The sequence below is a fragment of the Paenibacillus sp. FSL M7-0134 genome (genome assembly GCF_038007865.1).
In the GTDB taxonomy this organism is placed as follows: domain Bacteria; phylum Bacillota; class Bacilli; order Paenibacillales; family Paenibacillaceae; genus Paenibacillus; species Paenibacillus polymyxa_B.
In genome coordinates, this window is record NZ_JBBOXV010000001.1 from 2,010,211 (window position 1) to 2,036,324 (window position 26,114).

The following is a 26,114-nucleotide window of genomic DNA, read 5'->3' on the forward strand; positions in this document are numbered from 1 at the left end:
CATCACGCCTGTATGAAACAGGCTCCAAGTGGAGTAAAGAGGGGGTAGACTCGCTTACATGTTCGTCTGTGAGTGGGTTGTCGCGTGTTCAATGTTAAATAAAAAATGGATAAAAAGATTACGCGGACCGTCTAAAAGGATAAGGAGCTGGCTTTAGCATCCACTCTACCTGTGGCTCAATCAGAGGTCGTGTTGCAGTTCGAACCCAAGGCATGGTCAACATACAGCACAGACCTGCAGCACACACTACAATCAACATGACTTCCACTGGAGTATCTATATATTCGTAGACTCCCTTTGCAACGACGGTACGGACGATCAAGCCATGGAGTAAAAAGACATATAGTGTCCGTCTTCCCATCTCGGTTATACGTCCTGTGACAGCTGGAACAAAGCTTAGGAACGCCATGGATGCTATCCATTGAACTCCATAAATGCCGATGCGGTAAATTCCTGCGTACCATTCGGTATGGCCCAATTCACCGTAAGTCATGTTGCCATACAGCCAGCCTGCCGGGATGCCGAAATACGACGTTCCCGCCAGTACCATAAGCAGAAGAGATACAACGCCAGCGATTATGCGGACTGGAGCTGTGAAGAACCGTCGAACGTCTGCATAATTCAAATGATAACCTGCTACAAAGTAAGGCAAATAAACAAAGGTTCTGCATACGCTCAGCCATATACCATCCACAGGGAGATACCCGACGAGGATACCCAGCAGCACGGATATACCCAATTGGAGGACAGGTGGTATTTTCTGAAAAGACAGCATCAGCAGTCTCCAACAGATATGGCTGGCAAGGAACCAGAGTAGCAGATAAGGAGCAAAGAACGAATGATGGATATGGGGAACGTGGAAGAGTGCAACATCCAAGATCGAATAGAGCGATTGAAAAATAAGATATTGCATACCGATCTGAAGCAGAACTTTTCGGCCTGCTGATCCGGTCAAAGAAGTTTGGGCAAAGTAGCCTGTAACGAGTACAAACAACGGCATATGAAACATGAATATCCAGCTGAACCATTGTTGGGCAATATGAAGTGAACCGACTAGAGGCTCCAGAGCATTCCCTGCAAATACGCATATGATCAACAGAAATCGCAAATTGAGAAAGAAGCTTTCCCCTTGTACATCATGGCTTGTCGTCATGTGTTTCCCTCCGAACGGCTTCTGCCGACTAAACTATTTAAAAAATAATTCTTTACAAGGAACAAGGTACGATACTCTGGACTTTATCATTGTGATTTTATTCACAATAGTAAGCGTTATCATAACCTTATTGTGTGGCGAAAGCTTGAACACCGGACAAAGATGGGCTAAGACGTGGAAATGTATGCTGATTTGACCCTGTATGTGCAACGATGTTACCCTAACAAGGCTAGTTACGCTGATGAATACAGCGGTACATTTTATATTCAAATTACGAATTACGAGGTACGAAAGGCGAAAGGAACTTTTACAATGAGAAGAAGAACAAGAAGATCATACAATTCATATGGGACACGTGGTCCTCGGAAAATATGGAAAATTCTCTTAGGCATCCTGATTGTCATTGTACTGATCGCAGGGTGGGGAGCATGGAAGGTATTTACGCCTTATCAGCCTGACGAGACGGCTGCTGCTGCATTAGCTGAAGTAGCGGATGCTGTGAAAGTAAATGAACAAGAACATTGGGTTGGTTTTGAGCCTGTAAAAAGAAGCGGAGCCGGAGTCATTTTGTATCCAGGTGCGTTGGTGAAGCCCGAAAGTTATGCGCCCTTGGCACGCCGTCTGGCGGAAAAGGGTCATCATGTGATCATTGCAAAAATGCCACTGAACCTTGCATTGATCTCCCCGGATTTAGCGAATGAAGTGCTAAAGGCATATCCGAAAGAAGCGTTTGTTATTGGAGGCCATTCGTTAGGCGGTGTGATGGCGGCCCGATATGCAGCTGCACATCCTGATCAGGTCAAAGGTGTATTTTTCCTCGCCTCCTACCCGGATAACAAGGGTAATTTAAAGGATAAAAATCTGCCCGTTATTTCTCTACTGGGAAGTGATGATGGAGTCGTCCAGATGGAAAATGTCCAAAGTGGAAGAACTTATTTACCAGCCAACACGCTGTATTTTACAGTCGAAGGGGGAAATCATGCCCAATTCGGCAGTTATGGTGTCCAAAAAGGGGATAATCCTGCAAAAATTAGCGCTGCCGAGCAATGGAATCAGACGGTAACGGCTTTACAGGACTGGATGAAAGAGAGTGTGGATGTGGCTTCTAAGAATCAGTAAAGGAGGTGTGCTGCATGTCTGAGCTGATCGTGCAGGGGGAGCGGTACCCATGCCGTGGTATTTTATTGGATAAAGATGGAACGTTGCTGGATTTTATTCAGTTGTGGGGCCCCTGGGCTCGTTCTATACTGGATATGATGGAGCAGCATCTTACCGTGGCGGGTGCCGGTTTTACGGTGGAAAAAGGTACCGTTCTAGGTACTGTTCACGATCAAGAGGGACGTGTGATCGGTTACGACCCTTCTGGCCCGCTGGCCATGGGGACGGTGGACGAAAGTACGGGGGTACTGGCTTGGCAGCTTTATAATGCTGGTGTACCGTGGAATGAAGCTGTGCGGCTTGTCCGCGACTTTAATAAAACGGCGATGGCTGATATTCGGCGACATCGGGCAGCGAAGGTGTTTCCAGGGTTGCGGACGTTGCTTGAGCAAAGCCGCCATGCCGGGCTGAAGCTGGCGGTTGTGACCTCTGACAGTACAGAGGCTGCACAGGAGCATTTGGAGTGGATGGGGCTGACATCCTATTTTGACGAGATTATCGGACATGATAGGGTTACATACGGCAAGCCTGACCCGGAAATGGCTGAAAAAGCCTGCGCGTTACTAGGATTGTCGCCGGCGGACGTGGTAGTCATCGGAGACAGCAATGGGGATATGCAGATGGGCAAGCGTGCCGGAGTACGGCTCACTATTGGATTTGCGCCAGAAGCAGAACGTTCTGGTCATTTGCTGGATGCGGATAAGGTTGTTCGTGGATATGAAGAGCTGGAGGTGCGTAGGGTATGAAAGTTAATACGTTGGCGGAATGGATACAGCAATCGCAGAATATTGTTTTTTTCGGCGGAGCAGGGACATCGACGGAAAGCGGTATTCCGGATTTTCGTTCGGCAGCAGGCCTGTATCAAAGTGAGGAGAAATTGCCTTATTCCCCTGAGGTTATGCTTAGCCGTTCATTTTTTGTGAAGCATCCTGAAGTGTTCTTCGACTTCTATCGTAGCAAAATGCTGCATCCCGATGCGGAGCCGAATGGTTGTCATCATTTCCTCGCGTCATTGGAAAAGCAAGGCCGTCTAAAAGCGGTTGTGACACAAAATATTGACGGATTACATCAGGCGGCAGGTAGTGTGAATGTACTAGAACTTCATGGCTCGGTGCATCGCAACCACTGTATGGAATGCGGACGCTTTTACAATCTAGATGAAGTGATGAACAGCTCTGAGGTTGTACCCAAATGTCCGATAGATGGAGGAATTATCAAACCGGATGTCGTTTTATATGAGGAGGAGCTGAATCAGGATACCATTATTCAATCCGTTCAGGCTATTTCGCAGGCTGATTTGCTGTTAATTGGAGGAACGTCGCTGACAGTACATCCTGCTGCGGGCTTGATTACTTATTTTCGTGGTAAACATACGGTGCTGCTGAATACAGATCCCACCTCGTATGATCATAAGGCGGATCTTTTGATCACCGATCCAATCGGTAAAGTTATGGAAAAAATTGCTCATCAATTAGGTCTGTAATCGTTTTCTTGTCAACGCCTGGATAAAAGCGCTATGATGATGTTGTGATGGACATTACAATGTTTCGAGAGAGGCTGGGATAGCATGGTTTATTTAGCTGGCGAAGATCGTTATGAAAGTATGAAATATAACCGTACAGGGAGATCAGGTCTAAAACTGCCGGCTATTTCGCTGGGCTTGTGGCACAATTTTGGCGGGATTAACAACGCGGAGAATGGCCGTAGCATGATTACCCGCTCCTTTGATCTAGGAATTACGCATTTTGATTTAGCTAATAACTATGGCCCTCCTGCGGGATCAGCTGAGGAATTTTTTGGACAAGTCTTAGCCAGTGATATGAAACCGTACCGGGATGAGTTGGTCATCTCCACCAAAGCGGGCTACAATATGTGGGCAGGGCCTTATGGTGACTGGGGATCTCGCAAGTATATGATATCCAGTCTGGATCAGAGCCTGAAGCGGATGGGGCTGGACTATGTCGATATATTCTACTCTCACCGATTTGATCCTAATACGCCGCTGGAAGAAACGATGGGAGCACTGGATCATATCGTACGATCCGGCAAAGCGCTGTATGTGGGTGTGTCCAATTATAGTGCGGAGCAAACAGCAGAAGCAGCTCGCATTCTGAAGGAGCTGGGAACACCGCTTCTGATTCATCAGCCGAAATACTCCTTGCTCGACCGCTGGATTGAAAGCGGATTACAAGATGTACTGGACGAAAACGGGGTAGGCAGCATTGCCTTTTGCCCGCTGGCTCAGGGATTGCTGACCAATAAATATTTGAACGGAATCCCCGAGGATTCACGTGCAGCGAGTACATCGGTTTTCCTGAATGAGAACCATGTAACGCCAGAGACACTTCGCAAGGTACGCGCCTTGAATCAGATGGCTGCTGCACGCGGACAAAGTTTGGCTCAATTCTCGCTGGCCTGGGCTCTGCGCGGCGAACGTCTGACCTCTGTCTTGATTGGGGCAAGCCGTGTAAGCCAAATTGAAGAAAATGTTGCTACCTTATCCAATCTGGACTTTTCTCAGGAGGAACTGGATCGAATTGATTCGATTCTGAATGCCGGGAACTGACAGGACGGCGGCACAGCCTAATGGTGAAAGTTAATCTGTAGTCATCGGCCTAATTTCGCATCCTTTTATACAATATATAACCAACAGCCCGCATCCGTTTGAAGGATGCGGGCTGTTTAAGCCTGCTTTACGACTGTGGGTATTGCTTAACCTTGCTTCGGTACTCGGTTGGAGACTGACCGCAGAAGCGCTTGAATTGACGTGAGAAATATAAGGCATCGGTTAGTCCGACCGAAGCGGCCACTTGCTCTACCGATAATTCAGGACGCTCACGCAGCAGTTGACGTGATTTGTCGATTCTTAGCTTAAGCAGATAGGTGACGGGGGAGATGCCCGTTTCCTTTTTGAATATCCGTGACAAATATGCACGATTATAACCAAGTCCTTCAGACATTTGCTCAATGGAAACGGGATGTGCGTACTGAGTGGACATATATTGCACCATCTGCTTGACTGTACGTTGAATTTGCGAATCCGCCCCGGACGGATCAGTCCAGTCACTCAGGTAATTGCCTGCTTCCCCCATAATCAGATACAAATAGCCCAAGGCTGATAGATGAGAACTAGATTTTCTGCTATAAAAGGCCAATTGCATTTGCTCCAAATAACCGGGGATGGGACTTTGATCGGAAGCATGAAAGACAGGCTGGTGAACACGTAGCCCGGCCTCCTGCACCACCTGCTCAGTATGGTGCCCGGTAAACGCAGACCAACGATAACGCCACGGTTTCTCTTCATCAGAGGTATAGCTCACCAGCTGACCGGGATGAATAAGGAAAAAATCGTTTTCTTCAAGCTGATATGTGTGCTGTTCCGTTCGGAAGATACCTCTGCCCGATTCTACAAAGTGTAGCAGATAGTAATCATAGATTTTCGGCCCCACGGCATGACCGGATTTGGTTTGGCTCTCTCCTGCAAAAAGCACATGCAGCGGGCTATTTTCATAAAACACCGGATTAGAGGCAACGGCATAACTATATGAATGCGCTTGCAAAATAGGGTCATCCTTCCTGCATTTGTGAATGGTTTAGCGGATGCGGTATACTTACATTGTACATATCCAAGTCACATTTATCCATAGCTTAAACACATGGATGCATTACATCGTGTGACGCTTTCATTTATACTGAAATCATAAGAGATGTCAACCTGATTAAGATGTTACAGGGAAATCAGGAGGGCCTTTACTAACGGTATATGAGGTGGATGCGGATATGAACTCTACTGAATTAAAGAAACATTTTATTGAAAAATATGGTGAAAGCAGCAATGAACTGCGGATATTTCATGCACCTGGACGTGTCAATCTGATTGGAGAGCATATCGACTATAACGGTGGTTATGTACTCCCGGCTGCGCTGGAATTCGGAACGACGCTAATCCTTCGTGCGCGCAATGATGATGAAATTCATTTTGCTTCAACAAACCTGTCGTATGAAGTATCTATCTCCCGCGGAGAAATAGGTAAAACAAAAACGGATGAGTGGGTGGACTATCCGGTGGGTGTGCTGGTGGAGCTAGCTGATAAGGGAGTTTATCCGTCTAACGGATATGACCTGCTCTTTCACGGAGAAATACCCAATGGCGCTGGATTATCCTCCTCAGCCTCCATTGAGGTTGTTACAGGATACGCGTTCCTCACGATCGAAAAACAGAAAACAGATACGGTCGAAATCGCTTTGTTGTCCCAGCGGGCAGAAAACAATTATGTAGGTGTCAATTGCGGCATTATGGACCAGTTCGCTGTAGCGAACGGAGCAGCTGATCATGCAATTCTACTGATGTGCGATACGTTGGATTACCGTAAAGTGCCATTCCGCACGGGAGATTACAAGTTGGTGATCGGCAATACAAACAAGCGTCGCGGTTTGGTGGACTCGGCCTATAACGAGCGTCGTAGTCAATGTGCCGAAGCACTGTCCATTTTGCAGCAGCAGGAGCCGTCACTGGAATACCTCGCTCAGCTGGATGAGGCACGTTTCGGAGAGCTCCAGCATCACATCGCGGACCAAACAGTGCGTCGGCGGGCACAGCATGTGGTGGAGGAAAACGCTCGTGTGTTGGCCTCTGTTGATGCTCTCGCGGCGAATGAACTTGCAGCTTTTGGTCAGTTAATGAATGCTTCTCATGATTCATTACGCGATTTGTATGAGGTCAGCTGCACGGAGCTGGACGTCATGGTTGAAGAAGCACGGCGCATTCCTGGCACGCTGGGTGCTCGTATGACAGGAGCCGGATTTGGAGGTTGTACGGTTTCATTGGTTCATGAGAACGATGTGGAACGTTTTGTGAAGGAAGTCGGCGAAGCTTATCAGACCCGCACAGGGCTGGAAGCCAGCTTTTATGTATGCAAGGCAGGAGACGGAGTTAAAGAACTGAAGGAGGACGAATAACATGGCCATTTTAGTCACAGGTGGAGCTGGATATATCGGTTCACATACCGTAGCAGAACTGTTGGATCTGGGAGAAGAAGTTGTGGTACTGGATAATTTGCAAACCGGGCACAAAGCAGCATTGCTTGGAGGCAAGTTGTATGAAGGGGATTTGAGGGATAAAGAACTACTGTCCAAATTGTTCTCAGAAAATAGTATCGATGCAGTTATCCATTTTGCAGCCAACTCGCTGGTTGGAGAAAGTATGCAAAATCCTGGTAAATATTACGACAACAATGTATTTGGCACGCTGAGCTTGCTGGAGGCAATGAAGGATGCTGGAGTGCGCCGAATCGTGTTTTCCTCTACTGCGGCTACCTACGGCGAACCGGAAAAGGTGCCGATTGAAGAGGGTGACCGTACAGAGCCAACCAACGTGTATGGTGAAACAAAGCTGATGATGGAGCGCATGATGTCGTGGTTTGATAAAGTTCTAGGCATCAAATATGTGTCTTTACGGTATTTTAATGCTGCTGGTGCGCATGAGAGCGGCAAGATCGGTGAAGATCACCGACCAGAAAGCCATCTGATCCCGTTAGTGCTCCAGACAGCCCTGAAACAGCGTCCACACATCGCTGTGTTTGGTGAGGATTATGCGACACCTGACGGCACGTGTGTTCGGGATTACATTCACGTGAGTGACCTGGCGGATGCTCATGTGCGTGCAGTAAATTACTTGCGCGAAGGCAATGACAGCAACGTATTCAACCTGGGCAACGGGCAGGGCTTCTCTGTGAAAGAAGTTATTGAGACGGCACGCAAGGTCACTGGGCTCGACATTCCAGTTGTTACAGAGCCACGCCGCGCAGGCGATCCAGCGATATTGGTTGCATCTTCTGACAAGGCTCGTTCGGTGTTGGGCTGGAGTCCAGCACGTACCCAACTAGAGGACATTATTAGCGGAGCATGGGGATGGCATCAGTCGCACCCTCACGGCTACGGCGACGAATAGACGGGAGACGATGACATATGAGCGAGCGCCAATCCGCAGATAAAGGCCAAGGCCGGGAACATTCCCGGCATCTGGCCAATGACATCGACGAAACTGTACAGCAATCGGCTCTATATGCGGTGGAGCAACTGGTTGCATTCGCACAAAACAAGGGCTTGATCGGTCCGCAAGATACAGATTACAGCCGTAATCTGCTGTTGGAGCAGTTTGGGTTTTCGGAGCCTTATTCAGGTGGGGAAGCAGGGGGCGTTATGGCCCTCGAAGCTCTCCAGCCTGTGCTTAATGTATTGATAGATTATGGTTTTGCCATAGGACTTATCCCTGAAAACACAGATACGTATCGCGATTTGCTTGATTCCAAAATCATGGGACTGCTGATGGCGAGACCGTCTGAAGTCATCCGTGACTTTCATCAAACGGAGGCTGAACGTGGCATAGAGGCGGCGACAGATGCTTTTTATCAATTATCCATCGATTCGAACTACATTCGAATGGATCGGGTTGCTAGCAATGTGTACTGGAATCAGTCGACATCTTACGGAGATATGGAAATCACGATTAATTTGTCCAAGCCAGAAAAAAGTCCCAAGGAAATTGCGATGGCGAAGCTTTTGCCGCCGCCTGTTTATCCCAAGTGTCAATTATGCCGTGAAAACGTCGGATATGCAGGAAGAGTAAATCATCCGTCCCGTCAAAATTTGCGCATCATTCCGGTGGAATTGAATGGGGAACCGTGGTTTTTTCAATATTCACCCTATGTGTATTACAACGAGCACTGCATTGTGTTCCATCATGATCATGTACCGATGAAGCTTACGAAGGATACACTGCGCCGATTGCTGGCCTTTACGAAAGCGTTTCCGCATTATTTTATTGGCTCCAATGCGGATCTGCCGATTGTCGGCGGATCGATTCTGACCCATGATCATTTTCAGGGTGGTCGTCATACATTCCCAATTGAAAAAGCGGGTGTGGACGGCATATACCATAATGAAGCGTTCCCGCAGGTTACAGCAGGGATTGTAAACTGGCCGATGTCGGTCATCCGTTTTACGTCAACAGATGCCGAGGCGTTGTTGGAAGCGGGAAATGCTGCTTTTGAAGCCTGGAAAGCTTTTAGTGATCCTGTAGCTGATGTCCTCTCTCATACAGAGCAGGAAGGGGAAACGATTCCGCATAATACCGTGACGCCGATTGTGCGCCGTGATGCCGAAGGCAGGTACCAGATGGATCTCGTACTGCGTAACAACCGAACGAGTGAAGAGTATCCGGAAGGTATTTTCCATCCTCACCGCGAGATGCATCACATCAAGAAGGAAAATATCGGTCTGATCGAAGTTATGGGACTTGCCATATTACCGGGGCGGCTCAAGGATGAACTGGATGGAATTGCAGATATTTTGTGTGGGGATGACAAGCTGGCTGTGGCTATGCAGCAGGAAGGACATCCACTGTTTAAGCATGCAGACTGGATTTATCAGTTAAACACCCGGTTCGGTCGTTTGCCTGACAAGGAGACGGCTGTTCGTACCGTACAAAATGAGGTTGGACTGAAATTCAGTGAAATTTTAGAGCATGCAGGAGTGTATAAACGAAATCCGTCCGGTCATCAGGCCTTTGGTCGTTTTATGAAACAATTGGGATATACTTTGGGAGAATAAAATTGCTTGCGCAGCACATAATACACTACGAGAACCCTCCCAAGATATGACATGGAACCATGCTCCTCAAGGAGTGTGGTTTTTTTCTGAAAATAAAGCAGATTTGTTTCCTGTAACCGAAAAGGTTATAATAGAGTAGTTTCTTAACATTAAACTTTAGAACTATTGGAGGCGAGCGTTTGCGATGAAAGCATTCGAATTTTATAATCCTACACAATTGATCTTCGGTAAAGGACAATTGGAGGCTCTCAAGCGTGAAGTTCCTAAATATGGTAAACGTGTACTGCTTGTATATGGCGGCGGCAGCATTAAGCGCAGCGGTTTGTACGATAATGTAATAAGTTTGCTTGGTGAAATCGGTGCAGAGGTAACGGAACTGGCTGGTGTAGAACCGAATCCTCGCTTATCTACAGTACATAAAGGCGTTGAATTGTGTAAAACACATCAAATCGACCTCGTTCTGGCTGTAGGCGGTGGTAGTGTGCTGGATTGCTCCAAAGCCATTGCTGTTGGTGCAAAATATGATGGCGACATGTGGGATTTTGCAGAGCGTAAAGCGGCACCACAGGCAGCATTGCCACTAGGTACGGTTTTGACCATGGCAGCTACCGGTTCTGAAATGAATGCGGGTTCTGTTATTACAAATGAAAAAACACAGGAAAAATTGGGCTGGGGCAGCGTATTTGCGTTCCCTGCGTTTTCTATTCTTGATCCTGTGAACACATACTCACTGCCACAAAATCAAACCGTTTACGGAATCGTAGATATGATGTCACATACACTGGAGCATTATTTCCATTTGGAATCCAATACTCCGGTCCAACTTGGCTGGTGCGAAACGATTTTGCGTACGGTCATGGATGCGGCTCCAGGTCTGGTCAACGATCTGGAAAACTACGAGCTGCGTGAAACGATTATGTATTGTGGTACGATGGCGCTGAACGGCTTCCTGAATATGGGGCTGACAGGTGACTGGGCTACTCACAATATCGAACATGCGGTGTCTGCTGTTTATGATATTCCACATGGTGGAGGACTGGCTATTCTGTTCCCGAACTGGATGAAACACAATTTGCATGTGAAGCCTGAACGCTTCAAGCAACTGGCGGTCAATGTGTTCCATGTGAAACCAGAAGGCAAGAGTGATGAAGAAGTGGCGTTGGAAGGTATTCAGGCGTTGCGTGATTTCTGGAACTCGATTGGTGCACCAAGCCGTCTGGCTGATTACGATATTGATGCGTCCCAAATCGATGTTATGGCTGATAAAGCTGTGAAATTTGGATCTTTTGGTGGCTTTAATAAGCTCAATCGCGAAGATGTAGTCGAAATTTACAAAGCATCTCTGTAAACTGACATTTGTATCATTTTAAGCACGTTTGTGCGTCATTAGACGTACGAACGTGCTTTTTTGGGTTTGATTTGGGATTTTGGAGGAAAATTTTGAAACTTTTTAAGGTTGAATACGTAAACATAGTTATAGACTGGAAACCAGACTGAAAAGGTACATGGAAGGAGGAGTCGCATGGAAACCATATTTTGGTGGTTATTGGCAGGGGGCGCTATCTTTACCGTAGTCAGTGTGCTGATTGGAGATGTACTCGGTGGTTGGCTGGATGGTGCATTGGAGCTACCGGGCCTCGATTGGTTCAGACCTGTCGTTTTACTTGGAGCCATGACCGCTTTTGGCGGAGCTGGAGTACTGCTGACAAAGTATACTGGGCTGAGCATGGGGTGGGTCGTCGTGCTTGCTTTAGGGATTGCGTTTGTCATCGGAATACTCGTGTTCTTTGCGTTTATCAAACCCATGGCGAATTCGGAGGTATCCAGCGGCTTCTCCATGCGTGAGCTGACTGGCCGGATCGGTGAGGTCACCATTCCTGTACCTGAGGTTGGTTACGGGGAGGTTATGATCCGTTTGGGTGCAGGCAACACCATACATACAGCATCTAGCTTCGATCACAAACCGCTTGCTGCGGGAACCCGTATCGTCGTGGTTGAGGTCGCAGAGGGCGTCGTCCGCGTAGCGTACCTGGACACATAGACGGCGCATTCGCTTAACTTGAAGGGAGCGTGATCGGGAGTGTCAAATTTGCAAGATATTGTGTTGGTCCCTGGGATTGTTGTCATCGTTATCGTTATATTAGGGATCGCTTTTTGGGCCCGTTACAAAACGGTAGGGCCGGATGAAGGAATGATCGTGACGGGTTCTTTTCTAGGAAATAAAAATATTTCCGAGGATGACTCTGGACGAAAAATTAAAATTGTACGCGGCGGGGGGGCCTTCATTTGGCCTATTTTTCAGCAGTCCGAATTCATCTCTCTGTTGTCCCATAAACTGGACGTAACCACACCGGAAGTGTATACGGAACAAGGAGTTCCTGTGATTGCGGATGGTGTGGCGATCATCAAGGTCGGCAGTTCTATTGAGGATGTAGCTACAGCAGCCGAGCAGTTCATCGGGAAGCCACTGGAGGCTCTTAGGGGAGAGGCTCAGGAAGTGCTGGAGGGACATTTGCGCGCAATCCTCGGTTCGATGACAGTGGAAGAAGTTTATCGTAATCGGGATCGGTTTGCGCAGGAAGTACAGGGCGTGGCTGCTCGTGATCTGAAAAAGATGGGCTTGCAAATCGTTTCATTCACCATCAAAGATGTGCGTGATAAGCACGGATATCTGGATGCGCTTGGTAAGCCGAGAATTGCCGCTGTGAAACGGGATGCTGAGATTGCAGAAGCCGAGGCTGTGCGGGATGCCCGGATTCAGAAGGCGCGTGCGGAACAGGAAGGCCAGAAGGCCGAACTGCTGCGGGATACCAACATTGCGGAGGCAGCCAAGGAGAAGGAACTGAAAGTGGCTTCGTTTAAGAAAGAACAGGATACAGCGAAGGCAGAAGCCGATCAGGCTTATCACATTCAGGAGGCCCGTGCCAAGCAGACTGCTGTCGAGGAGCAGATGAAAGTCGAGCTGGTGCGCAAAGAACGGGAAATTGATCTTCAATCCAAGGAAATACAGGTACGTGAAAAGCAATATGATGCGGAAGTGAAAAAGAAGGCAGAAGCTGATCGGTATGCGGTCGAGCAAGCGGCGGAAGCAGATAAATCGCGTAAAATGCGTGAGGCTGAATCGCTGCAATACTCGATTGAGACACAGGCTAAAGCGTCAGCTGAACAAAAACGTCTAAACGGGCAAGCAGAAGCGGATGCCGAACGCGCCAAAGGTACGGCAGACGCAGATGTCATCCGTTTGCGTGGACTTGCAGAAGCGGAGGCCAAGGAAAAACTGGCGGAGGCGTTCCAGAAGTTTGGAGAGGCCGCCGTGCTCGATATTATCGTAAAAATGTTGCCTGATCTGGCTGGACGTATTGCCGAACCGATTGCGTCCATTGATAAACTCACCGTAGTTGATACGGGAAAAGGAGAAGGAGCAGCGCGTGTCAGCAATTATGTCACCGAACTGATGGCTACGGCACCTGAGATGCTGAAGAGTGTATCCGGCATTGATGTGGAGCAGTTAATCAAGGGGCTGACGACTGGGAAAAAAGGCCTTCATTCCGTGCCGTCCTCCGGTGAAGGGAATAAGCAGCATCTTCCAGCCTCGGTGGAGGCAGCACTAACAGATAAAGAATAACGGTAAGTCTTTAGGGAGCATCTACCCCTAACCAAAAGACCGCTTTTCATCACAGCATTTCCCGGCAATGTGATGAAAAGCGTTTTCTTTTTATTGACCTTTAGCCGAATATTTGGTACTTTAACGTGGATTCCTCTGAGCTTCATGCTATAATTCTTAGGATCAAGGTTCTGATAAAAGAGGTGCGGATGTGAGCAGCCTAAAAGTGGCCAAAGCGCTGAATAACAATGTGATTATAGGGATGCATCCCGAGCATGATGAGGTTGTTGTGATTGGAAAAGGAATCGGTTTCAATCGCAGACCCGGTGATCTTATGCCGTTGGATTCAGTTGAAAAATTATTTATATTAAAAAGCCATGAAGAACAGGAGCAATACAAACGGTTGCTTCCTGAGCTGGATGAAAAGCTCATTGAGGTCATCGGTGAGGTACTTCATCTTGTTCAGCTTCAAGCAAAGAAGCCTCTAAATGAGCACATACTGATTGCTTTAACTGACCATATCGCTTTTTCCATCAACCGTCATAAACAGGGAATTACGATTCATAATCCGTTTTTGTATGAGACTAGGGAAATATATCCTCAGGAATACAAGATGGCTGAGCAGGCTGTTGCTCTAATCAGGGATAAGATGGATGTAGATCTGGGAGAAGATGAAATCGGATTCGTGGCCCTGCATATTTATAGCGCCATGACAAACCAGCATATCTCCGAGGTGAGGAAGGATTCTCGTCTGATTGCTGATATGGTTCAGGTTGTCGAGACCACACTGGATTATCGTATTCCTCTCCAATCTCTTGATTATTCTCGACTGCTGACTCATCTGAGGTTTGCGATTGAACGTGTGCGCCGGGGAGAAATTGTGCAGGAGATTTATCGATTGGACAAGCTTTTGAATGAGGAGTACCCGGAAATGTATATGCTGGCCTGGAAGCTCACGAAAATTATGGAGAAAAGACTCCGTAAATCTGTGTATCCAGCTGAGGTTAGTTATTTGACAATGCATCTGCAGCGGTTGTCCCAACGCAAAGAGCAGGGGGAGCAACAAAAGTGATAAAACCGGAATAAAAAAGTATTGCCTCGCATTTAGCGGGGTGCTATAATCAATTTTGCAATGAGGAAGACAACAACTGAACATTAAACGTGTTACTGATTCGATCAGGCATGAGTTGTTTTAAGTTATGATTGTTTACAGCCTACTGGGGCAAGCTATATCCCAAGGTTGTTTTCAAACATACTTAAATCGGCTCATGCCTTTTTTGTTGTTTTGCCTCTGTTCTAAATTTCAGAGAAGGATGTGGAAGGTATGTTTAAAAAGCTTTTCGGCGTTTTACAGCGTGTCGGTAAAGCATTAATGCTTCCTGTAGCGATTTTGCCAGCTGCGGGGCTTTTATTGGGTATCGGTAACATGCTGGTCAATCCTGATTTTCTCCAGTACATTCCGGCATTAAATGCGGGCTGGGTTCAATCGGTAGCGACGATCATGATGAATGCCGGACAAATCGTTTTTGATAATCTGGCACTGTTGTTCGCAGTCGGCGTAGCCGTCGGTCTGGCGGGCGGTGAGGGTGTAGCAGGTTTGGCTGCCATCATCGGTTACCTCGTTATGAACATTACTCTGGGTACAGCCGTGGGTGTCACACCTGGTCTGATTGCTCAAAAAATACCGGGTTATGCAAACGTGTTGGGGATTCCAACGCTTCAAACCGGGGTGTTCGGCGGGATAATCATCGGTATACTGGCCGCGGCCATGTACAACCGCTTTTTCAAAATTGAGCTTCCATCGTATCTGGGCTTTTTCGCGGGTAAGCGTTTCGTTCCAATTGCAACGGCGGTATCCTCACTGATTGTCGGACTTGCACTGGTTCTGATCTGGCCTCCAGTTCAACAAGGACTTAACGCAGTATCTCACTTTATGGTGTATTCCAACCCGACTTTGTCGGCGTTCCTGTTCGGTGTTATCGAACGCGCGCTGATTCCATTTGGTTTGCATCACATCTGGTATTCACCGTTCTGGTTTGAGTTTGGTGAATATGTTAACAAGGCAGGTCAAACCGTTCACGGTGACCAGCAGATCTTCTTCAGCCAGCTTCGCGACGGAGTGGCGTTGACAGCAAGTACATTCCAAGTGGGTAAATTCCCATTCATGATGTTCGGTTTGCCGGCAGCAGCGCTTGCGATGTACCATGAAGCAAGACCAGAACACAAAAAATATGTAGCAGGTATTATGGGTTCAGCAGCATTGACTTCGTTCTTGACAGGTATTACGGAGCCACTGGAATTTTCCTTCCTGTTCGTAGCTCCACTGCTGTTTGCAGTACACTGTATATTCGCAGGTCTGTCATTTATGACCATGCAAATTTTACATGTCAAAATCGGTATGACCTTCTCAGGCGGATTTATTGACTTCCTGATTTTCGGGATTATTCCAACCCGTACGCCTTGGTGGTATGTAATTATCGTTGGTCTGATTTTGGCAGTTATTTACTACTTCGGATTCCGGTTCATCATACGGAAGTTCAACTTGAAAACACCAGGACGTGAAGAAGCTACAGATAATGTGGATGGCGCAGCAGTCGGTAGTAGTGATGAGCTCCCGCACAACATTTTGGCAGCTTTCGGTGGTTCATCGAATATCAAGCATCTGGATGCTTGTATCACACGTCTTCGGATCGAGGTTAATGAGAAATCGAACGTTGACAAAGCTCGTCTGAAACAACTTGGCGCATCGGGTGTCCTTGAAGTCGGTAACAACGTACAGGCAATTTTCGGTACACGTTCCGACACCATTAAATCTCAAATGGCTGATATCATGGCTGGACGTACACCTGCACCAGCTCCGGCGCAACCTGCTCCACAAGAGGAGAAGGAAGCTGGAGAAGAACAACAAACCATTATTGTAGAAGATATTGTAATGCCTGTTAACGGCGAATTGGTTGATATCTCGACGGTTCCCGATCCGGTATTTGCAGAACGTATGACAGGTGATGGCTTTGCGGTCGTGCCAAATGATGGAACGATTGTGTCCCCTGTTTATGGTAAAGTATTCAATGTATTCCCAAGCAAGCATGCGATTGGTATTCAATCCGATGGCGGTAAAGAAGTGCTTGTTCATATCGGGGTGAATACTGTGAAGCTTAAAGGCCAAGGATTTGACGTTTTGGTGAACGAAGGCGATCTTGTGTCAGCTGGCCAGCCTATTATGAAAGTAGACCTGGAATACGTGAAGGCAAACGCTAAATCCATCATCTCACCTGTCATTTTTACTAACCTTCCAGAAGGTTCTTCGGTAACTTTAAACAAAACTGGAGTATTGAAGGCTGGCGAAGATGGTATAATTACGATAAAATAAACTCTATGTGTTTCGGATTAGTTGATTAGGCGGCTTAGGCCGTCTGATCAATGATCTGGTATACTGCGTGTAAACAAATATTATCTTTAGGAAAGTGGGAGGAACAAATTATGCAAACAACTTTTAGAATTACGGATGAAGACGGTATCCATGCACGTCCTGCAACTGCGCTGGTAAATACAGCTAACAAATTCAGCGGTGCTGAATCTTTTGCCGAAGCTAACGGTAAAAAAGTAACTTTGAAATCCATTCTGGGTGTATTGTCCCTGGGTCTGGAACAAGGCGATACTATTAACATTATCTGCGAAGGCGCTGAAGCTGCCGAAGCACTGAAAGCTCTTGAAAATGTAATCGTTAACGAAGGGCTGGGCGAAGTTCATGCTTAAAATTTCCGGGATTGCCGCTTCGGCAGGCATAGCCATTGCCCGGGCGTTTATCTTGGAGCATCCGAATTACGCTGTAGAGAGACGCGCGGTTGGTGATGTTGAAGCTGAAATCGCGAGATTGGATGCGGCTTTGGCACAATCTCAAACCGAATTGGAATCGATTAAGGAGAAAACGCTTCAGGAGCTGGGAGAGAAAAAAGCAGAAATTTTTGCATCTCACCTGCTCATCCTGAATGATCCTGAATTGATCGATCCGGTTAAAGCTAAAATCAGAGACGAGCAGCTTAATGCTGACTATGCTTTGAATGAAGTAGCTACACAGTTCATTTCCATGTTTGAAAACATGAAAAGTGCCTATTTGCAAGAACGCGCATCGGACATGCGTGATGTAACCAAGCGGATCCTGAATCACCTGCTTGGTGTTCATTTTGTTAGTCCTGCAGAAATTGCCGAAGAAACGATTGTGCTTGCAGAAGATTTGACACCTTCCGACACAGCTCAGCTGAACCGTGAATTTGTTAAAGGTTTTGCAACGAACATCGGCGGACGTACTTCGCATTCGGCTATTATGGCTCGCTCACTTGAAATTCCTGCAGTTGTGGGAACGAAAAATATATTGTCTCAAGCTAAAAGCGGTGATTTGATTATCGTTGATGGTTTGGATGGTCACGTATTCGTGAACCCTACCGAAGAGATTGTTGCGGAATACCGTGCTAAACAGGTGGCATACGACAAGCAACGCGAAGAGTGGCGTAAGCTGCGCGGCGAAGCTACGGTTTCTGTCGATGGTGTCCATGTCGAACTGGCAGCCAATATTGGTACGCCTAATGATGTAGCTGGTGTTCTGGACAACGGTGGTGAAGGCGTTGGCTTGTACCGTACGGAGTTCTTGTACATGGGACGCGATAAGCTTCCATCCGAAGAAGTACAGTATACGGCGTACAAAACCGTTCTGGAAAGAATGGAAGGTAAACCGGTTGTAGTTCGTACTTTGGACATCGGTGGCGACAAAGAACTTCCTTATCTGGACCTGCCGAAAGAAATGAATCCGTTCCTCGGATTCCGTGCTATTCGTCTGTGTCTGGATCGCCAGGATATTTTCCGCACTCAATTGCGTGCTTTGTTGCGTGCGAGTGTGCATGGTAACCTGCGCATCATGTTCCCAATGATTGCTACGCTGAACGAATTCCGTGAAGCTAAAGCTGTTTTGTTGGAAGAAAAGGAAAAGTTGGTAACCGAGGGTGTATCCGTATCTGAAGAAATTCAGCTGGGCATCATGGTAGAAATTCCTTCTACAGCGGTATTGGCTGACCAATTCGCAAAAGAAGTGGATTTCTTCAGTATCGGTACAAACGATCTGATTCAATACACAATGGCAGCGGATCGCATGAACGAGCGGGTTTCTTACCTGTATCAACCATACAATCCATCCATTCTGCGTCTGGTGAAAATGGTTATTGATGCCGCTCACCGTGAAGGACGTTGGGTTGGTATGTGTGGCGAAATGGCAGGAGATACAACAGCAATTCCGTTGCTGCTGGGTCTGGGACTTGATGAGTTCAGTATGAGCGCAACTTCCATTCTGCCAGCACGTAGTCAAATCTCCAAGTTGTCCCGTGCGGACATGGAAAAACTGGCTACAAAAGCTCTGGACATGCAAACAGCAGAACAGGTTGTTGAATTGGTTCAAAGCATCGAAGGTTAAGGAAGGGTATTACATTTCAAAGGTTATATCTTTTTCCAACAAAAAAATTGCTGTGTACATACAGCAGCCGGTATCTAATAGATACCGGCTTTTTTGCATGCTTTAAGTAGAATTTGTTTTTAACTGCATGAGCAATTCAGTACAGGTTTGCGAGCTGCGGTAGTTTCGTCCAATCGTGTGACTGGAGTAGTATATGGTGCATTGAGCACCAGCTCAGGGTTCTCTTCTGCTTCCCGCGCAATATGAATCATAGTGTCGACAAAAGCATCAAGTGTCTCCTTACTTTCCGTCTCTGTGGGCTCGATCATGATGCATTCCTCTACATTCAGAGGGAAGTAAATTGTAGGCGGATGGTAGCCGAAATCAAGCAGCCGTTTGGCTACATCAAGCGTACGCACTCCAAATTTTTTCAAGCCTCGCCCTGACATGACAAATTCGTGTTTGCAATGTCCAGGGTAGGGCAGGTCAAAATGTGGAGCGAGCCGATGCATCATGTAATTGGCATTGAGCACAGCGCATTCCGATACACGCTTTAAGCCGTCAGGACCGTAGCTACGGATATAGGCATAGGCACGGACGAGAATACCGAAGTTGCCGTAAAAGGCTTTAACCCGTCCAATAGAATCTCCCTGTTCCCGGTCCCAGTGGTACACCCCCTGCGGATCCCGTACGACAAGTGGCTTGGGTAAATAAGGGATGAGCCGTTGCTTTACGCCGACAGGCCCAGCGCCGGGGCCACCGCCGCCGTGCGGGGTACTCATCGTTTTGTGCAAATTGAGATGTACTACATCGAAGCCCATATCTCCGGGACGGGTAATCCCCATGATGGCGTTGGAGTTCGCCCCGTCATAGTAGAGCAGACCACCCGCGTCATGCACGATGGCAGCAATGTCAGTGATTTGCTTCTCGAACAGCCCAAGCGTGTTCGGATTGGTCAGCATGAGCGCCGCGGTGTCGTTGCCTACGGCTTGACGTAACGCATCCAGATCCACCAGCCCCTCAGGGGTGGAGGGAAGGGTGACTGTTTCGAAGCCCGCGACGGTTGCGCTGGCGGGGTTCGTTCCGTGCGAGGAATCCGGCACGAGCACCTTGGTACGTCGCTCACCACGTGCTTCGTGGTATGAGCGAATCATCATCAGCCCGGTCCATTCGCCATGGGCGCCCGCGGCGGGCTGAAGCGTGACGGCATCCATGCCAGTTAACGCAGCCAAATCATTTTGGAGCGTATACAGCAGCTCCATGGCACCCTGGATGCTCTCCTCGGGCTGATATGGATGGATTTTGGCGAAGCCTGTATATCGGGCGACATCCTCATTCACTTTCGGATTGTATTTCATCGTACAGGAGCCGAGCGGATAAAATCCGTTGTCCACGCCGAAATTGCGCCGGGACAAGGCAGTATAATGCCGAATAACGTCTACTTCGTATACCTCGGGTAATGCCGCAGGTTCGCTGCGCAGCGCATAATCTGGCAAAAGCTCTGCCACCGGGCGACGGGGAACGTCGCACTCGGGAAGGGAATAGGCGATACGACCCGGACGGCTCAATTCAAAAATGAGCGCTTGATCGTGTTCCTTCAACAGCCCTTGTTTCTGATCCTGTCCGGTGCGTGTCATAGCAATCCCCCCAAGGTGTGTACAAATTGGTCAATCTCTTCTTTGGTCCTTTGCTCCGTCACGGCAATCAACATGTGACCAGCAAGTTCCTCATAGTCCCGGCCCAAATCGTAGCCAGCGATAAATCCAGCAGCTAGCAGCTCGGCCTGGAGTTTGCTCATATCCGTACCCTCAGGCAGTCTAAGGGCAAACTCATTAAAGGTTGGTGCGTTAAACGAGGCAGTTACACCCTTCAAGCTCAGCAATTGCTCTAAAGCATAACGGCTTTTATGCAAATTTAGCTCGGCTACTTCCTTGATCCCCTGTCTACCCATGACAGACAAGTATACAGATGCAGATAAAGCTAGCAACGCTTGGTTGGAGCAAATGTTAGAGGTGGCCTTTTCGCGGCGGATATGCTGTTCCCGCGCTTGCAAGGTCAGCACGAAGCCGCGTTTACCGTTGCGGTCTGTGGTCTGACCCACAATACGGCCGGGGATACGGCGCATATGGGCCTGAGAAACGGCAAAGTATCCACAGGTCGGACCGCCGAGAGAAGAGGAGATGCCAAGTGGCTGCGCATCTCCTACCACAATATCCGCGCCCTGTTTGCCGGGTGTTTCCAGCAAGCCAAGTGCCAGTGGATTGGCACTGACGACCAAAAGACCTTTGTGCGCATGGATGAGGTCAGCCATCGGCTTCAGGTTTTCCACGGCTCCGAAAAAGTTGGGGCTTTGGACCAAAACAGCCGCGGTCTGTTCCGATACGGCCGCCGCTAGCGCATCAGCATCCGTTACGCCGTCCGAACAGCCGATTTCCACGATGTCCAAATCCAATCCGCGTGCATAGGCTGCCAATACCTGACGTGCCTCCGGATGGACGGACCTTGATACGATAAGCTGTTTACGGCGGGTAGCTGCGGCGGACAGTGAGCCCGCTTCCGCCAGTGCAGTCGCTCCGTCGTACATGCTGGCATTAGCTACAGCCATGCCCGTCAATTCGCAAATATACGACTGAAACTCGAAAATGGCTTGTAGCTCGCCTTGGCTTACTTCCGGCTGATAGGGGGTGTAGGCTGTATAGAATTCCGAGCGTGAAGTGATGTGCTGGATGACGGACGGAATATGATGATCATAAATTCCTGCGCCAAGGAAGCTGGCATGTGTGTCTGTATTGGCGTTGTGTCCGGCCAGCTCGGCCAAGTGGCGGGTTAAGGCTTTCTCATCGAGTCGAGAAGAGAGAGGCAGTTCCCCTTGATATCGAATGGCCTCTGGAATGTCACTGAATAAATCATCAATGGATGATACACCCACCACACGCAGCATTTCGGTTTGATCCTGTTCAGTCATAGGGAGATAACGATGCTGCTTCATAGGTTCTGACTCCTTTCGAAAAGCAAGATTTTAGATCGTAAATTAGCTAATAAAAAAGTGTGTGAGATGAAAAACCCAGAAGTTCATATCTGACATATTTGCTTTATAGAAATAAAAAGAGTTTAAGATCAGCGCGGGCGTTTATAAAAGGGTGCTGCCACCACCTCGGCACGCAGGCGTTTGCCACGAATCTCAACCTCCAACGGTGTGGAGAGGGCGCTAAAACGACTGTCCACCAAGGCGAGGCCCAGATTACGCTTCAAGGTGGGCGACTGAGTCCCCGTTGTGACCTCACCAATGTGTTGTCCTTCTGCGAATACCGGGTAATGGGCGCGTGGGATACCGCGATCAATCATTTCCAGCCCGATCAATTTGCGAGGAATCCCTTGTTCTTTCTGACGTTGCAGTGCTTCTCTACCGATAAAATCTCCTTTATTCAGCTTGACGAAGAAACCTAGACTAGCTTCGAGTGGTGAAATCGTGGCAGATAACTCCTGACCGTACAGCGGCAATCGTGCCTCAAAGCGTAGTGTATCCCGAGCACCAAGTCCAGCGGGAATCAGCCCATATGACTCACCGGAACGAAGCAAACCCTCCCATACGGCTGGTGCTTCTGCAGCAGGTACATAAAATTCAAAACCGTCTTCGCCCGTATATCCGGTTCGTGAGACCAGTGCTTTTGCTCCGAACAATGGCACGTTCTCATGGAAGCGGAAAGATGCCAGATTCGTAATGTCCGTATCTGCCACGGCTGCGGCAATACGTGCTGCCTCCGGTCCTTGCAACGCCAGCAATGCTATCGCATCAGACACATTCTCCATGTGAACGGATGTAGGCATATGACGAATTAGCCAATCCCAATCCTTATCGATGTTGGAGGCGTTCACAACGAGCATGTAGTGCTCCGGTCCTTTGCAGTAAACAAGTAGGTCGTCTACTACCCCTCCATCGGGGTAACACAGGAGTGAATATTGTGCCTGACCTGGTTCCAACTGGCTGACATCATTCGTGGTCACCCTTTGCAGAAAAGCTTCGGCCTCTTTGCCTTCAACCAAAAATTCGCCCATATGCGATACATCGAATAAACCCGCACGTTGCCGGACGGCCTCATGCTCCTTTTGAATGCCGCTAAACTGAACCGGGAGCTCCCAGCCGCCAAAGTCAATACAACGAACCCCAGACTGCGTCCCGTAGGACGAATATAGCGGTGTTTTTCGCAAATTAGTCATTATTCCACTCCTATCCGGTGTGATCGGCTAAACAAAAAAGACAGGCCGAAAAAAACGTATAGACGGCAGTCTACACTCTTTTTTCAGCTCTGTCCTTGATACCAGAAAGTTACCCCGGTATGTACCGGGTTTCCCCTTGGGTGATCCGCTCCAATAGCGAATGCTCTCCAGAGATGCGTCCGGCAGAGGTCCTTTTGCCTGAGAGATTCACCTGCAATGCAGGTTTACTCCTTCGGCGCTACCTTCGGGATCAACGGTATATTACCTGGCTTTGCAGATAACAACCTGATCCGATTCGCGTGCACTTATGTCTCACAAGCGGCAACAGCTATGCGAATCTTTTTGGCAGTCTCTCCCTCCGCGTTCATCCGCGTTTGCAGTTGTCGGGGTGTTTCCCAAAGCATTTGCTATAACCCATTAATACGCAAATTCATTCAAAATGTCAATAAAAATGTCATCAAAAACAATAGAAAAAACATTTAATATATAAATAAGGATATGTAAGCGTTTGTTATAAGCTATCATATTTTTATATAGTACGCTATATGAGGTGATATGAAGTATTTTTGTTAGTATTATTGACATGAGTGTTCTTGTTGTCATAATCTTAACCTGTCTAGTACAGTGAGCAAAAGCGATTTTATTCATATGGAAGTGAGGGGAACAGAATGGGTGAAGTAAAGCAGCAACTTTGGTATACAGACGAACATGAGTGGGTTCAGCGGACAGAGAATGGAACGGTACGGATTGGTATTACAGACTTTGCACAGCATCAACTGGGTGATATTGTTTTTGTAGAATTACCTGAGGCGGGAGCAACGATTGAGCAGGGAGCGGAGATCGGTACGATTGAATCGGTGAAGACAGTATCCGACCTTTTTGCTCCGGTGACGGGAACCATACTAAAAGTGAATGAAACGCTGGAAAGTACACCTGAGCTAGTGAATGAATCTCCCTATGAAAAAGGTTGGATGATCGAAGTAGAGATGGATAAAGATGTGGAGGAAGCTTTGGGCAAGCTACTGTCTGCGGATCAGTATGAGCAGTTGATTTCCGATGAGCAGTAATGGAGCATTGTAGTATGGAGTAAGAGGGTTATTTGTCTGCTCGATTTTTGTATAAAATAGTCGCTATGATTTGACGTAGCGGCTATTTTTTTGTCTTTTTGCAAGCGTAATTACGTGTTTTATTCTGATTTAGAGGGTTGTCCCCATATAAGAATCATACATAATCCAGCACGGTTTTTCGACTAATTTCTATAGCTACAGGTCATATTAAGAAGAATTATGCAGGTATAATACCTTCCCGGATAATTTAAATTTAAATGTTGTCATCAACGTTCATGACGAAAGTACGTTTTCATTTCGTTGATGAAGATAGCGCTGTCATTTAGTATGAATTTTAAGAAAAGGTAGTGATGCTTACCTACAAGGAGGATTTGAATATGAGTACATTGGACGCAAAGCCAAGTTCAAAAGGAGGCACTCGTGTCGCCGTACAGCGTTTTGGCCGTTTTCTTAGCGGTATGGTTATGCCCAATATGGGAGCATTTATTGCGTGGGGGCTGATTACGGCACTCTTTATTCCGACCGGATGGTTCCCGAATGAAGGTTTTGCACAATTGGTTGACCCGATGAAAAATTATTTGTTGCCGTTACTGATCGGTTATACAGGGGGCACGATGATTCACGGACAGCGTGGAGGTGTGATTGGTGCCATTATGACGATGGGTGTCATAGTGGGAGCCGATATCCCGATGTTCCTGGGCGCGATGGTAGCTGGTCCGCTGGCTGCGTGGATATTGAAGAAGTTCGACAAGGCCATTGAAGGCAAAGTCAGATCAGGCTTTGAAATGCTGGTCAATAACTTTTCGGCCGGAATTATCGGTGCCATTCTAGCGCTGCTTGCCCATGTGGCGATTGGTCCGATTGTACAAATGATCAGTCAAGTGTTGTCGGCAGGGGTACAGTTCCTCGTGAACGCAGGGCTATTGCCGCTTGTCAACCTCATTATTGAGCCCGGAAAAGTATTATTTTTAAACAACGCGCTGAATCACGGAGTATTGAGTCCGATTGCGTTAGAGGAAGCTGCAAGAACAGGAAAATCCGTACTGTTTATGCTGGAATCCAACCCTGGGCCGGGGCTCGGTATTTTGCTAGCCTACTGCCTGTTCGGCAAAGGCTCTGCGAAGTCATCGGCTCCTGGAGCGGTCATCATTCATTTTTTCGGCGGGATTCATGAAATTTATTTCCCTTATATTTTGATGAAGCCGATTTTGATTCTTGCTGCTATAGCTGGGGGCGTTGTGGGAACCTTCTGTTTTATGTTGACAGGTGCCGGACTGGTTGCTGCTCCTTCACCGGGCAGCATCATCGCCTATTTTCTAATGACGCCAAAAGGCGGATATTTGCCAATGCTGAGCGGGGTGATCGCTGCTGCGGTCGTATCCTTTGCTGTTGCCGCAGTGTTACTCAAGACTAGTAAGCAAAAAGAAGAGGGGCTGGAGGAAGCTGCATCCCGCCTGAAAGATATGAAAAATCAAAGCAAGAGTGCAAGTGCTAACGCCACTGTAATGGAAGATAACTACGAATCTGAACGTGCTGCTGAGATTGCCGCAGCTCGAACGCTCAAGGATAAATCCGAAGTGAACAAGATCGTCTTTTCCTGTGATGCAGGTATGGGCTCAAGCGCTATGGGCGCCTCGATTTTACGCAAAAAAATGAAGCAGGCGGGTGTAGGCGTAACAGTTACGAATACGGCAATCAGTGAAATTCCACAGGATGCGGATATTGTCATTACGCAAAAAACGTTGACAGACCGGGCTAAAACAGTAGCCCCGAATGCTGAGCACATTTCCATTGACAATTTTCTGAAGAGCCCTGAATACGAAGCGCTGGTTGAACGTCTGAAATCCGATTCTTAATCCCCGT

At 47.7% G+C, this 26,114-nt stretch carries 21 protein-coding genes and 1 riboswitch; of the genes, 16 read left to right on the forward strand and 5 right to left on the reverse strand.

Features of this window, described 5'->3' with window-relative positions:
• Positions 1-118 precede the first annotated feature (118 nt).
• The gene (locus NSQ58_RS09025) at positions 119-1,153 is read right to left on the reverse strand and encodes an acyltransferase family protein (RefSeq protein ID WP_023989893.1); all 1,035 of its coding nucleotides are present in this window, start codon (positions 1,151-1,153) and stop codon (positions 119-121) included.
• A 312-nt stretch (positions 1,154-1,465) separates the two neighbouring features.
• Between NSQ58_RS09025 and NSQ58_RS09030 the strand changes: the two genes are divergently transcribed.
• The 4 genes from NSQ58_RS09030 to mgrA all read left to right on the forward strand — a co-directional run bounded on the left by NSQ58_RS09030 (position 1,466) and on the right by mgrA (position 4,877).
• A complete protein-coding gene (locus NSQ58_RS09030) occupies positions 1,466-2,272 on the forward strand; it encodes an alpha/beta fold hydrolase (RefSeq protein ID WP_028542443.1) in 807 nt (268 codons plus the stop codon).
• Positions 2,273-2,286: 14 nt separating this feature from the next.
• Positions 2,287-3,057 carry an HAD family hydrolase gene (locus tag NSQ58_RS09035; protein WP_028542444.1) on the forward strand — a complete coding sequence of 257 codons (771 nt, stop codon included), beginning with the start codon at positions 2,287-2,289 and terminating at the stop codon, positions 3,055-3,057.
• Positions 3,054-3,794 (forward strand): NAD-dependent protein deacylase, encoded by a 741-nt coding sequence (locus NSQ58_RS09040; protein WP_338532748.1) that lies wholly within the window; start codon positions 3,054-3,056, stop codon positions 3,792-3,794. The genes NSQ58_RS09035 and NSQ58_RS09040 overlap by 4 nt, the downstream gene beginning before the upstream one ends.
• Before the next feature lie 84 nt (positions 3,795-3,878).
• Complete coding sequence (gene mgrA, locus NSQ58_RS09045) at positions 3,879-4,877, forward strand: L-glyceraldehyde 3-phosphate reductase (protein WP_068941994.1); 999 nt, start codon at positions 3,879-3,881, stop codon at positions 4,875-4,877.
• A gap of 127 nt (positions 4,878-5,004) precedes the next feature.
• Here the strand turns inward: mgrA and NSQ58_RS09050 are convergent, their stop codons facing one another.
• Positions 5,005-5,871 carry an AraC family transcriptional regulator gene (locus tag NSQ58_RS09050; protein ID WP_023989889.1) on the reverse strand — a complete coding sequence of 289 codons (867 nt, stop codon included), beginning with the start codon at positions 5,869-5,871 and terminating at the stop codon, positions 5,005-5,007.
• Between the two features lie 220 nt (positions 5,872-6,091).
• On the opposite strand from NSQ58_RS09050, the gene NSQ58_RS09055 reads away from it, so the two are divergent.
• The 10 genes from NSQ58_RS09055 (at position 6,092) to ptsP (ending at position 18,987) form a co-directional block, all read left to right on the forward strand.
• A complete protein-coding gene (locus NSQ58_RS09055; protein ID WP_069079963.1) occupies positions 6,092-7,270 on the forward strand; it encodes a galactokinase in 1,179 nt (392 codons plus the stop codon).
• A gap of 1 nt (position 7,271) precedes the next feature.
• Complete coding sequence (galE, locus tag NSQ58_RS09060) at positions 7,272-8,261, forward strand: UDP-glucose 4-epimerase GalE (RefSeq protein WP_023989887.1); 990 nt, start codon at positions 7,272-7,274, stop codon at positions 8,259-8,261.
• Between the two features lie 17 nt (positions 8,262-8,278).
• Positions 8,279-9,922, forward strand: a complete 1,644-nt coding sequence (locus tag NSQ58_RS09065; protein ID WP_339200713.1) for a UDP-glucose--hexose-1-phosphate uridylyltransferase — start codon at positions 8,279-8,281, stop codon at positions 9,920-9,922.
• Positions 9,923-10,106: 184 nt separating this feature from the next.
• On the forward strand, positions 10,107-11,270 hold the full coding sequence (locus NSQ58_RS09070) for an iron-containing alcohol dehydrogenase (RefSeq protein ID WP_209943339.1): 1,164 nt from the start codon (positions 10,107-10,109) through the stop codon (positions 11,268-11,270).
• 174 nt (positions 11,271-11,444) lie between these two features.
• Positions 11,445-11,963, forward strand: coding sequence for a membrane protease regulatory membrane protein (locus tag NSQ58_RS09075; protein WP_023989884.1), 519 nt, complete (start codon positions 11,445-11,447; stop codon positions 11,961-11,963).
• A gap of 48 nt (positions 11,964-12,011) precedes the next feature.
• Positions 12,012-13,547 (forward strand): flotillin family protein, encoded by a 1,536-nt coding sequence (locus tag NSQ58_RS09080; protein WP_028542452.1) that lies wholly within the window; start codon positions 12,012-12,014, stop codon positions 13,545-13,547.
• A gap of 190 nt (positions 13,548-13,737) precedes the next feature.
• Positions 13,738-14,598, forward strand: coding sequence for a glucose PTS transporter transcription antiterminator GlcT (gene glcT / locus NSQ58_RS09085; RefSeq protein WP_023989882.1), 861 nt, complete (start codon positions 13,738-13,740; stop codon positions 14,596-14,598).
• A 252-nt stretch (positions 14,599-14,850) separates the two neighbouring features.
• On the forward strand, positions 14,851-16,896 hold the full coding sequence (gene ptsG / locus NSQ58_RS09090; protein ID WP_023989881.1) for a glucose-specific PTS transporter subunit IIBC: 2,046 nt from the start codon (positions 14,851-14,853) through the stop codon (positions 16,894-16,896).
• Between the two features lie 110 nt (positions 16,897-17,006).
• Positions 17,007-17,282: an HPr family phosphocarrier protein gene (locus NSQ58_RS09095; RefSeq protein WP_013372579.1), complete on the forward strand. Its 276-nt coding sequence runs from the start codon at positions 17,007-17,009 to the stop codon at positions 17,280-17,282.
• Positions 17,275-18,987 carry a phosphoenolpyruvate--protein phosphotransferase gene (gene ptsP / locus NSQ58_RS09100; protein ID WP_023989880.1) on the forward strand — a complete coding sequence of 571 codons (1,713 nt, stop codon included), beginning with the start codon at positions 17,275-17,277 and terminating at the stop codon, positions 18,985-18,987. Before NSQ58_RS09095 ends, ptsP begins: the two co-directional genes overlap by 8 nt.
• A gap of 119 nt (positions 18,988-19,106) precedes the next feature.
• Here the strand turns inward: ptsP and gcvPB are convergent, their stop codons facing one another.
• From gcvPB to gcvT, 3 genes are all read right to left on the reverse strand, one after another.
• The gene (gcvPB, locus tag NSQ58_RS09105; protein ID WP_316244098.1) at positions 19,107-20,603 is read right to left on the reverse strand and encodes an aminomethyl-transferring glycine dehydrogenase subunit GcvPB; all 1,497 of its coding nucleotides are present in this window, start codon (positions 20,601-20,603) and stop codon (positions 19,107-19,109) included.
• Positions 20,600-21,955 carry an aminomethyl-transferring glycine dehydrogenase subunit GcvPA gene (gene gcvPA, locus NSQ58_RS09110; RefSeq protein ID WP_028542454.1) on the reverse strand — a complete coding sequence of 452 codons (1,356 nt, stop codon included), beginning with the start codon at positions 21,953-21,955 and terminating at the stop codon, positions 20,600-20,602. The genes gcvPB and gcvPA overlap by 4 nt, the downstream gene beginning before the upstream one ends.
• A 128-nt stretch (positions 21,956-22,083) precedes the next feature.
• Positions 22,084-23,184 carry a glycine cleavage system aminomethyltransferase GcvT gene (gene gcvT / locus NSQ58_RS09115; RefSeq protein WP_341057208.1) on the reverse strand — a complete coding sequence of 367 codons (1,101 nt, stop codon included), beginning with the start codon at positions 23,182-23,184 and terminating at the stop codon, positions 22,084-22,086.
• A 176-nt stretch (positions 23,185-23,360) separates the two neighbouring features.
• A riboswitch (glycine riboswitch) is annotated at positions 23,361-23,459 on the reverse strand.
• Between the two features lie 393 nt (positions 23,460-23,852).
• On the opposite strand from gcvT, the gene gcvH reads away from it, so the two are divergent.
• Positions 23,853-24,251, forward strand: coding sequence for a glycine cleavage system protein GcvH (gene gcvH, locus NSQ58_RS09120; protein WP_023989876.1), 399 nt, complete (start codon positions 23,853-23,855; stop codon positions 24,249-24,251).
• Positions 24,252-24,628: 377 nt separating this feature from the next.
• A complete protein-coding gene (locus NSQ58_RS09125; protein WP_076265316.1) occupies positions 24,629-26,107 on the forward strand; it encodes a PTS mannitol transporter subunit IICB in 1,479 nt (492 codons plus the stop codon).
• Positions 26,108-26,114 lie beyond the last annotated feature (7 nt).

Bases quoted from the DNA above. Each gene is read 5' to 3' on its own strand.
- mgrA (WP_068941994.1), top strand. From the start codon at position 3,879: ATGGTTTATTTAGCTGGCGAAGATCGTTATGAAAGTATGAAATATAAC.
- NSQ58_RS09095 (WP_013372579.1), top strand. From the start codon at position 17,007: ATGCAAACAACTTTTAGAATTACGGATGAAGACGGTATCCATGCACGT.
- ptsG (WP_023989881.1), top strand. From the start codon at position 14,851: ATGTTTAAAAAGCTTTTCGGCGTTTTACAGCGTGTCGGTAAAGCATTA.
- NSQ58_RS09065 (WP_339200713.1), top strand. From the start codon at position 8,279: ATGAGCGAGCGCCAATCCGCAGATAAAGGCCAAGGCCGGGAACATTCC.
- galE (WP_023989887.1), top strand. From the start codon at position 7,272: ATGGCCATTTTAGTCACAGGTGGAGCTGGATATATCGGTTCACATACC.
- gcvH (WP_023989876.1), top strand. From the start codon at position 23,853: ATGGGTGAAGTAAAGCAGCAACTTTGGTATACAGACGAACATGAGTGG.
- NSQ58_RS09075 (WP_023989884.1), top strand. From the start codon at position 11,445: ATGGAAACCATATTTTGGTGGTTATTGGCAGGGGGCGCTATCTTTACC.
- NSQ58_RS09030 (WP_028542443.1), top strand. From the start codon at position 1,466: ATGAGAAGAAGAACAAGAAGATCATACAATTCATATGGGACACGTGGT.
- NSQ58_RS09125 (WP_076265316.1), top strand. From the start codon at position 24,629: ATGAGTACATTGGACGCAAAGCCAAGTTCAAAAGGAGGCACTCGTGTC.
- NSQ58_RS09070 (WP_209943339.1), top strand. From the start codon at position 10,107: ATGAAAGCATTCGAATTTTATAATCCTACACAATTGATCTTCGGTAAA.
- gcvT (WP_341057208.1), bottom strand. From the start codon at position 23,184: ATGACTAATTTGCGAAAAACACCGCTATATTCGTCCTACGGGACGCAG.
- NSQ58_RS09040 (WP_338532748.1), top strand. From the start codon at position 3,054: ATGAAAGTTAATACGTTGGCGGAATGGATACAGCAATCGCAGAATATT.
- NSQ58_RS09025 (WP_023989893.1), bottom strand. From the start codon at position 1,153: ATGACGACAAGCCATGATGTACAAGGGGAAAGCTTCTTTCTCAATTTG.
- NSQ58_RS09055 (WP_069079963.1), top strand. From the start codon at position 6,092: ATGAACTCTACTGAATTAAAGAAACATTTTATTGAAAAATATGGTGAA.
- gcvPA (WP_028542454.1), bottom strand. From the start codon at position 21,955: ATGAAGCAGCATCGTTATCTCCCTATGACTGAACAGGATCAAACCGAA.
- gcvPB (WP_316244098.1), bottom strand. From the start codon at position 20,603: ATGACACGCACCGGACAGGATCAGAAACAAGGGCTGTTGAAGGAACAC.
- NSQ58_RS09035 (WP_028542444.1), top strand. From the start codon at position 2,287: ATGTCTGAGCTGATCGTGCAGGGGGAGCGGTACCCATGCCGTGGTATT.
- ptsP (WP_023989880.1), top strand. From the start codon at position 17,275: ATGCTTAAAATTTCCGGGATTGCCGCTTCGGCAGGCATAGCCATTGCC.